We start from the raw sequence: 8,869 nt of genomic DNA, 5'->3' as shown, positions 1-8,869 counted from the left end.
GGAACCGCCCACAACGAACTCACCCGCTACCGCTACGACGCCACCCTCTACAAGACCGGCATCACCCCCCACCCCCTCGACGACACCCCCACCCGGCCCTGGACCCGTGACCTGGGTGCCCTCGCCGATCATCTGGGCAGCGCGCGGCCCGACCGGCTGCGTGTCACCGGGGTACCCCACGCGCGCATCGCGGCCGACCTCGCCGCGCAGCGCGCGCTCGAGACCGGGACGGCACCGGACGTCCGGGACACGGCCGGCGTCGATCCGGAGGACTTGCACCGCCTGGGCGAGAAGTACGGCTACTGGACGGCGATCAGCTGGAACGGGCACGACCCGGCCGCCCTCGATCTCACGTACGTCAAGCGCGAACTGCTCGGCGAGGCAGTGCCCGTCGGTGCCTACGCGCCCACGGGCGCGGCCGGCCCCGGCACGCCGCTCTCCTCCTGGACCACCAGTCCGGCCACCGGCCGGAGCACCGGCGCCCTGCTCATGGCCGTACGGGAGCACCTGCGCCGTCGGCTGCCCGACTACATGCGCCCCGCCGCCGTCGTTCCGCTCGACCAGCTGCCGCTCACCTCCAACGGCAAGCTCGACCGTGCCGCGCTGCCGGCGCTCGAACCGGAGCGCGCCGACATCGGGCGGGCGCCGGCCACCCCGCAGGAGCAGGTGGTGTGCGAGCTGTTCGCGGAGGTCCTCGGCCGACCGGTGGTCGGTGTGAGCGAGGACTTCTTCGACCTGGGCGGGCACTCGCTGCTGGCCACCCGGCTGATGGCCCGGCTGCGCGCGGCCTTCGGCGCCGAGCTGGGCGTGCGGAGCCTGTTCGAGGCGCCGACACCGGCGGGCATCGCGGCCCGGCTCGACGTCGACGACGCGGACGGCTCGTACGAGGTGATGCTGCCGCTGCGCACCGCGGGCGGCAGGCCGCCGCTGTTCTGTGTCCATCCGGGCGGAGGCATCAGCTGGTCGTACAGCGCGCTCATCAAGCACCTGGGGCCGCAGTACCCGCTGTACGGCATCCAGGCGCGCAGTCTGGCCCGGCCGGAACCCCGGCCCGCCAGCATCGAGGAGATGGCGGTGGACTACGCCGACCAGATCCAGAGGGTGCAGCCGCACGGGCCGTACCACCTGGCCGGCTGGTCGTTCGGCGGGCTGTGCGCGCACGCGCTGGCCGCGGAGTTCCAGCGGCGCGGCGAACCGGTCGCGCTGGTCGCGGTGCTCGATGTGATCCCCGACTGGCAGGGCCTCACCCACGCCGACGTGCCCGCCCCGGACGACCGGGTGATGCTGCTCTACCACGTGGGTCTCGTCGACGACGGCAGTCACCACGACGACGAGGAGATGACCGTCGCCAAGGCGCGGGAGATCCTGCGCCGCCAGGGCAGTGTGCTGGCCAACCTGGAGGAGGACCGGCTCACGACGATCACCGAGATCTCGGCGAACAACACCCATCTGACCGTCGACTACCGGCCCGGCCCGATCGACGGAGACCTGCTGCTGATCGCCTGCTCGCAGGAGCAGGACCCGCCGGTGACCGCCGGGGCCTGGCAGCCGTACGTGCGTGGCTCCGTCGAGGCCCATGTGGTGCCCGGCGACCACGGGTCGATGCTGACCCGCCCGGACACGCTGGCCGAGATCGGCCGCATCCTCTCGGCCAAGCTCCACGACCTCACCGGCGACGAGTGACCTTCGCGGGCCGCCCACCAGGAACCCGCCGTCCGCTGTCCGCGAGGACCGACACCCGAGGACTGACACTGATGCTGACCGACGTGCTCTCCGTCGACGTGGCCAAGGCCCTGGCCGCCGTGGACGAATGGCTGAGCGAGTACATCCGCCGACCGCACGGCGAACTCGGACGCACCGGCCCGGTGTGCCCGTTCGTCGAACCCGCCCAGCGTGCCGGCGCGCTGGAGATCCGCGTCAGACTGGTCGGCCCCACCCCGAGCCAGACCCTGATCGACGAGATCGTCCGCTGCGGCCTCGACGAGTTCAGCGAGGTCGACTGGAAGTCCGGTAACCCGAATCTGCGCTCGCTGCTGCTCGTCCTGCCGGACCTGCCGGCCGAGCACCTGCACCTGTTGGACGCGGCGCACACCGCGCTGAAGCCGGAGAGTGTGCGGCGGGGGTTGATGATCGCGCAGTTCCACGAGAAGTGCGAGGAGAAGGCCGCGCGCAATCCGGCGTTCGAGGTGAGCCACGCACCGGTGCCGATGATGGCGGTGCGGTCGATGGCGATCCACGACGTGCTGTTCCTGGCCGACCGGCGGGAGTGGTTCAAGGAGTACGCGAGCCGTTTCGGAGCCCGCTACCGCAGCGGGTCGCACGGCATCGACCCGCTGCTGACCGAGGCGTACGAGCGGGCCCGTGCCGCCTACGCTCCGGGGAGCTGAGCGCATGCGCGACGCACCGCCGGCCGGAGCCGCCGTGTACCGGGGCATGGACCAGGCCACGCTGGACCGGCAGTACTCGCCGAGTTCCCGCGTGGCGAGCCTGGACGCCTGCCTGCGCGAGTACGAGCGGCTGAGCGAGGCCGCCCGCCGGGCCCACCCGGTGCGGACCTCTCTCGCCTACGGCCCGCATCCGGCGGAGAGACTCGACTACTTCCCCGGACCGGGAGCCGGGCGGGCGCCGCTGCTGGTGTTCGTGCACGGCGGGAACTGGCAGGCACTCGGCCGCGCCGAATCGGCCTTCCCGGTGCCGCCGTTGCTAGCCGCCGGCGCGGCGGTCGCGGTGATCGAGTACGGGCTGGCGCCGGACGTCGGCCTGGACGCCATGGCGGGCATGGTGCGCCGGGCCGTGGACTGGCTGCTGCGGCACGCGGACGGGCTCGGGTTCGCCCCGGACCGCCTCCATCTGTGCGGCACCTCGGCCGGTGCGCACCTGGCCGCCATGGCCCTGCTGCCCGATGCGTCGGCCGCCCCGGACGTGTCCGGCCGGATCGCCGGGGCGGTGCTGCTCAGCGGCATGTACGACCTGGAGCCGGTCCGTCTGTCCTACGTCAACGACGCGCTGCGGCTGGACGAGGCCGCGGCTCGCCGCAACAGCCCGATCCTTCGACTGCCGGCTTGGCTGCCCGAGACGGTGGTCGCCCGCGGCGGGAACGAGACCGAGGAGTACGTCCGCCAGCACGACCGGATGGTGACGGCGCTGCGCCCCCGGGCAGCGGTGACGGAGGTCGTCGCCGATCGGCGCGACCACTTCGACCTCCCCTACGACCTGGGCGTGCCGGGCACCGGGCTGGGCGACGCGGTCCTGGCGCAGATGGGACTGGAAGGAATGACCGCATGACCACCGAACAGACCACCCGGAGCCCCGCGTGCCCGCTGTCCGTCGGATCCCCGTCGGACACCACCCCGTACGCCCACTACGCGCGGATGGACGAGCTGCTGGCGTTGCAGCATCCGCTCAGCTCGGCCTGCACCGAGCCGGGGTTCATCATCATGAGCCAGGTCAAGGAGCTGCTGTTCAAGCTGCTGCACACCGAATTCAGCACAGCGCGCGACCAGTTGGCCCACGACCTGCTCGACGACGCGCTGTGGACGCTGCGCCGCGCCGCGCGGGTGCAGCAGGTGCTGCTGGTCTCGTGGGAGACGTTCTCCGTGCTGTCCCCGGTGGAGTTCGCCGAGTTCCGGGACGTCCTGGGATCGGCCTCCGGCTTCCAGTCGGCCGGCTACCGGCGCCTGGAGTTCCTGCTCGGCAACAAGAACCCCGAGATGGCCGCGCCGCACCGGAACACGGCGGGCTACGACGCGGTGGTCGGCCAGTTGCACGAGCCGAGCCTGTACGACGCCGCGCTCGCGCTGCTGGCGCGCCGCGGGCTGCTCACGTCGGACGACTCTGCGGACCGGGACGTCACCCGGCCCTACCGCGGCGGCGCGGAGGTCGAGGAGGCTTGGCGGTCGGTCTACCGGGACCCCGTCCGCCATCGCGACCTGCATCTGCTCGCCGAGGCGCTGATGGACACCGCCGACCAGTTCGCGCGCTGGCGCTACACCCACCTGGTGACCGTGCAGCGGATGCTGGGCGCCAAGCCCGGGACCGGCGGCACCGAGGGCGTGGCCTGGCTCGCCCGGATCAGTGAGCACCGCTTCTTCCCGGAACTGTGGTCGGTGCGCTCCACGCTCTGACCGGGCGCCCATGGCCTTCCCGTCGACGGCGGGGACACGCGGACAACGCGGACACGGACGACACGAGACAGAAGGAGGGCCGATGGTGAGCGGGGTCCCGCGCACGGTGGCCGAGGAACTGGACGCGGCCGATCCGCTCGCCGCGTTCCGCGAGCGGTTCGTCATCGCCGATCCGGAGCTGATCTACCTGGATGGCAACTCGCTGGGCCCGCTGCCCGCGGCCACGCCGGAGGTGCTGCGGGAGGTGGTCGAGGAGGGCTGGGGCGGGGGACTGGTGCGGTCGTGGCAGGGCTGGATCGACTGGGGCGCCCGGCTCGGCGACCGCCTCGCCGAGCACGTACTCGGCGCCGCACCCGGCGAGGTGGTGATCTCCGACTCCACGTCGGTCAATCTCTACAAGCTGGCCGCCGCCGCCCTGGACGCGGCACCGGGGCGCGGCACCGTCCTGATGGACGCCGAGGACTTCCCCACCAACCGGTACATCGTCCAGGGCCTGGCCGAACAGCGCGGGCTGCGGCTGGTGCGGCTGCCGTCCGAACTCGACGGCGGCCTCGACCTCGACGCGCTGCGCTCGGCACTGAACGGTGACGTCGTGCTGGTGGTGCTGTCCCTGGTGTCCTACCGGAGCGGCGCGCTGCTGGACATGGCGCAGGTGAACGACCTGGCCCACGCGGTCGGCGCGCGGGTGGTGTGGGACGTGTCGCACGCCGCCGGAGCCGTCCCCGTCGACCTGGCCGGCACTGGTGCGGAACTCGCCGTCGGCTGCACCTACAAGTACCTCAACGGCGGCCCGGGTTCACCCGCCTTCCTCTATGTGCGGCGCGACCTGCAGTCCCGGCTGCGGCAGCCGGTGTGGGGCTGGTACGGGCAGCGCGGGCAGTTCGAGATGGGGCCCGACTACGACCCGGTGCCGGGCATCGAGCGGTTCCTGGTGAGCACCCCGCCGCTGGTGTCGCTGGCGGCGATCGATCCCGCCCTCGCCCTGGTCGAGGAGGCCGGCCTGGCACGGATCCGGGCCAAGGGGCTGCGGCTGGGCCGGCTGGCCGACGATCTGGCGGACGCCTGGCTCACTCCGCTGGACTTCCGGCCCGCCTCGCCCCGCCCGCCGGAGCGGCGCGGTTCGCATCTGTCCCTGTACCACCCCGACGCCTGGCGGATCTGCCAGGCGCTGGCCGCGGACGCGAAGGTCGTCTGCGACTACCGGGTCCCGGACCGGCTGCGTATCGGTCTGTCCCCCCTGGTCACCCGGTTCACCGACGTCTGGGACGCGTTGGCCCGTATGCGCGACGTCGTGGCCGAGGGCGCCTACGCCTCCCGGCCCGCCGGCCTCGCCCGGGTGACCTGACCTCCGCCTCCCCGCACACCACCCTCTCCACCTCAGCCGATTCGGAGTGCCCATGGCTCACGCATCCCCGCTCACCACCGACGGACTGGTACAGATCCTGTTCGGCTCCTCGGCCTTCCAGATGCTCCGCGCGGGCAGCGACCTGGGCCTGTTCACCCTGTTGCACCGGCGACCGGGCCTGACCCCGCCGGAGATCGGCCGGGAACTCGACCTGGAGGAGCGGCCGGTGCAGATCCTGCTGCTCGGCACCACCGCCCTCGGACTGACGGTGCGTCAGGATGACGGCTACGAGAACGCCGACGTGCTGAACGGTCTCTTCGCGGAGGGCACCTGGGAGATCATCGAGGATCTCGTCGAGTACGAGGAGCGGATCGTCCGGCCCGCCGAGGTGGACTTCATCGCGTCGCTGCGCGAGAACACCAACGTCGGCCTGCGAAGGATCAAGGGCACGGGGGAGGACCTCTACCACCGGCTGTCCGCGGACCCCGAGCTGGAGCAGTTGTTCTACCGCTGCATGCGATCCTGGTCCCGGCTGTCCAACCCCGTGCTGGTCGAGAAGACCGACCTCACCGGAGTGCGGCGCGTGCTCGACGTGGGCGGCGGCGACGGCGTCAACGCCATCGCCCTCGCGCAGGCCAACCCCGGCGTGGAGTTCACCGTCCTGGACCTGCCCGGCACGGTGGAGATCGCCCGCAAGAAGATCGCCGAGCACGGCCTGTCCGACCGGATCTCCGTGCGAGCCGCGGACATCTTCGCCGACACCTACCCGACAGGCCACGACTGCGTGCTCTTCGCCAACCAGCTCGTGATCTGGTCACCGCAGGAGAACATACGGCTGTTGCGCAAGGCGCACGCGGCGCTGCCGGACGGCGGGCGGGTGCTGGTGTTCAACGCCATGTCCGACGACAGCGGGGACGGCCCGCTGTACGCGGCCCTGGACAACGTGTACTTCGCGACGCTGCCGGCTGCCGGCAGCACGATCTACCGGTGGGGCCAGTACGAGGAGTGGTTCGCCGCGGCCGGGTTCGTGAAGCCCGAGCGGCTGCCCGGCGGCCGGTGGACGCCGCACGGCGTGATCAGCGCGGTCAAGTGACGCCCCAGCGAGTACCGGAGCCGACCATGTCTTCCACGTTCCAGGACGCCCCGCCGGCCGACGGGGGAGCGGTGTGCCCCGCCGGCCCGCACATGATGGACCCCGACCTGCTCGCGGACCCCTTCGGCGGTTACGGCCGGCTGCGCGAGCAGGGCCCGGTCGTCCGCGGCCGGTTCGTGGACGGCACTCCGGTGTGGTTCGTGACCCGCTACGACGACGTCCGCGCCGTGCTGCGCGACCCACGGTTCGTCAACACCCCTTCTCACGTGCCCGGCGCACAGGGCGCGGATCCACGTGAGGGGATGATGGAACTGCTCAAGGTCCCCGAGCACTTACGGATCTACCTGCTCGGATCCATCCTGGACAGCGACCCGCCGGACCATCCGCGGCTGCGCCGCCTGGTGACCCGGGCGTTCACGGCCCGCCGTATCCTCGATCTGCGTCCCGCCATCGAACAGATCGCCGACCGGCTGCTCGCCGAACTGCCCCACCGGGCGCAGGACGGAACGGTGGACCTGCTGGAGCACTACGCCTACCCCCTGTCGATCACGGTGATCTGCCGGCTCGTCGGGATCCCCGCGGTCGACCTCGAGCGGTGGCGGGAGTGGGGCGGGGACCTCGTGTCGATGCGGCCCGAACGCCTACAGCACTCCTTTCCCGTGATGATCGACTACTGCCATCAACTGATCGAACAGCGTCGCGCCGCGCTCAGGGACGATCTGCTGAGCGAGCTGATCCGGGCACAGGACGACGACGGCGGACGGCTCAGCGACATGGAGATGGTCACCATGGTGCTCACCCTGGTGCTGGCCGGCCATGAGACGAGCACGCATCTGATCGGCAACGGCACCGCGGCCCTGCTCACTCATCCCGACCAGCTGGCGCGGCTCAGGGAGTACCCGGCGCTGCTCCCGAGAGCGGTGCACGAGCTGATGCGCTGGTGCGGCTCGGTCCAGGTGGCCCGACTGCGCTACGCCGTCGAGGACCTGGAGATAGCCGGCACGCGCATCGCCCGCGGTGACGCGGTCCAACCGGTGCTGGTCTCCGCCAACTTCGACCCGCGGCACTACACCGACCCGGACCGGCTGCACCTGACACGTCAGCCGGACGGGCAGGCCGAGAACCACGTGGGCTTCGGCCACGGCATCCACTACTGCCTGGGTGCGACGCTGGCCCGGCAGGAGGGCGAGGTGGCGCTCGCCCGGCTGCTGGCCCGCTACCCGGACCTCGCGCTCGCTGACGGCGATCCGGAGCACCACCGTGCCCGGCTGCCCGGCAGTTGGCGGCTGAACGCGTTGCGCCTGCGGCTCGGAGCATGATCCGACCGCAGCACCGAGGGCTCCACGGTCTGCACCGTGGAGCCCTCAGCCCTGGGTGGTGGCGGGAGTCGTGCCGTCAGGCGTCAGGTGGGTCGTTCCTCACGGCGATGGCCTGGACGGGGCAGGACAGCGCGGCCTGGCTGACCTGCCGCGGGGTCGCCGTCTGCGCCCCGTCGGGTACGAGCGCGGCGTACCCGTCGTCGTCCTGGGTGAACACGGTGGGTGCCGTCAGGGTGCACTGCCCGGACCCGATACAGGTGCGGTGGTCGATGTGGATCTCCATGGGGGGCCGTCTCCGGTGGTCGGGCGGGGGTGTCAATGACCGAGCTCGTGCGCGGTGGCACGGTCGAGCGTCAGCAGGACCCACTCCTCGAAGTCGCGGTCTCCCCTCGATGCGGCCTCCCGCCAGCGCTGGACACGGTCACAGGGGGCGCTGATCCGGAGCTGGCTGGCCCGTGTGGGTCTGGCCGGTCGGTTTCCTCTGCGGCTCTCCCGCAACCGCAGTCGGAGCTGGTTCCGTGACCAGCCGTGCTGCTCCGCCTGGTCGAGCCAGGTGTCGGCCTCCGCCGGCGGTAGGGAGGCGACCTCGGCGTGGTGGCCGAAGCTCAGCGTCTCGCGCCGACGCCAGAGCTCGAAGTGGCGTGCCACCCACGCGTAGTTGCGCAGCGTCTGGTAGTCGAGTCCCGCGGCCTGCACTCCGGTCTGGTAGCGGTCGGCGTAGCGGTCCTGGCCGTAGACGAGCCAGTCGCCCAGGCACCAGGCGGAGGAGTCGGCGATCTGGAAGATGTGCTGCCCGGCCTTCTCCCATCGGTCGTACGTGAGGCTGGTCGGTATCTTGAGGCCGACCCGGGTGGTGAAGATTCGTTCCTGCTCGCCCGGTCTGCGAGGGCGGGCCGCCTCGGTCGCTCGGCGGCCGACTGGTAATTGACGGTCACTCCGGTCGTTGGCGATGTGCTGCACCGGCTTTCTCCTGAAATCGGGGCATGAT

Annotated in this window: 9 protein-coding genes; 7 read left to right on the top strand and 2 right to left on the bottom strand. The window is 71.7% G+C overall.

Features of this window, described 5'->3' with window-relative positions:
* The 7 genes from ABT245_RS33380 to ABT245_RS33350 all read left to right on the top strand — a co-directional run.
* On the top strand, window positions 1-1,683 hold a 1,683-nt coding region (locus ABT245_RS33380), incomplete at its 5' end, for an alpha/beta fold hydrolase (RefSeq protein ID WP_351741019.1).
* 71 nt (window positions 1,684-1,754) lie between these two features.
* Window positions 1,755-2,387 (top strand): DUF6875 domain-containing protein, encoded by a 633-nt coding sequence (locus tag ABT245_RS33375; RefSeq protein ID WP_351741016.1) that lies wholly within the window; start codon window positions 1,755-1,757, stop codon window positions 2,385-2,387.
* A gap of 4 nt (window positions 2,388-2,391) precedes the next feature.
* Window positions 2,392-3,285 (top strand): alpha/beta hydrolase, encoded by an 894-nt coding sequence (locus ABT245_RS33370; protein WP_351741013.1) that lies wholly within the window; start codon window positions 2,392-2,394, stop codon window positions 3,283-3,285.
* Window positions 3,282-4,124, top strand: a complete 843-nt coding sequence (locus tag ABT245_RS33365) for a tryptophan 2,3-dioxygenase (RefSeq protein WP_351741009.1) — start codon at window positions 3,282-3,284, stop codon at window positions 4,122-4,124. The genes ABT245_RS33370 and ABT245_RS33365 overlap by 4 nt, the downstream gene beginning before the upstream one ends.
* A gap of 82 nt (window positions 4,125-4,206) precedes the next feature.
* Complete coding sequence (locus tag ABT245_RS33360) at window positions 4,207-5,469, top strand: kynureninase (protein WP_351741006.1); 1,263 nt, start codon at window positions 4,207-4,209, stop codon at window positions 5,467-5,469.
* Between the two features lie 52 nt (window positions 5,470-5,521).
* Window positions 5,522-6,562 carry a 3-hydroxy-D-kynurenine methyltransferase AcmL gene (gene acmL, locus ABT245_RS33355; protein WP_351741004.1) on the top strand — a complete coding sequence of 347 codons (1,041 nt, stop codon included), beginning with the start codon at window positions 5,522-5,524 and terminating at the stop codon, window positions 6,560-6,562.
* A 26-nt stretch (window positions 6,563-6,588) separates the two neighbouring features.
* Complete coding sequence (locus tag ABT245_RS33350; RefSeq protein ID WP_351741002.1) at window positions 6,589-7,881, top strand: cytochrome P450 family protein; 1,293 nt, start codon at window positions 6,589-6,591, stop codon at window positions 7,879-7,881.
* Window positions 7,882-7,957: 76 nt separating this feature from the next.
* Here ABT245_RS33350 and ABT245_RS33345 read toward each other — a convergent pair whose 3' ends face one another.
* Window positions 7,958-8,164, bottom strand: coding sequence for a ferredoxin (locus tag ABT245_RS33345; RefSeq protein WP_351740999.1), 207 nt, complete (start codon window positions 8,162-8,164; stop codon window positions 7,958-7,960).
* 32 nt (window positions 8,165-8,196) lie between these two features.
* Window positions 8,197-8,841 (bottom strand): LmbU family transcriptional regulator, encoded by a 645-nt coding sequence (locus ABT245_RS33340; RefSeq protein WP_351740997.1) that lies wholly within the window; start codon window positions 8,839-8,841, stop codon window positions 8,197-8,199.
* Between the last annotated feature and the right edge of the window lie 28 nt (window positions 8,842-8,869).

Origin of the sequence: Streptomyces sp. NPDC001508 (assembly GCF_040298665.1) — a bacterium.
GTDB lineage: Bacteria > Actinomycetota > Actinomycetes > Streptomycetales > Streptomycetaceae > Streptomyces.
This window is presented reverse-complemented; position numbering and strand designations above follow the sequence as displayed.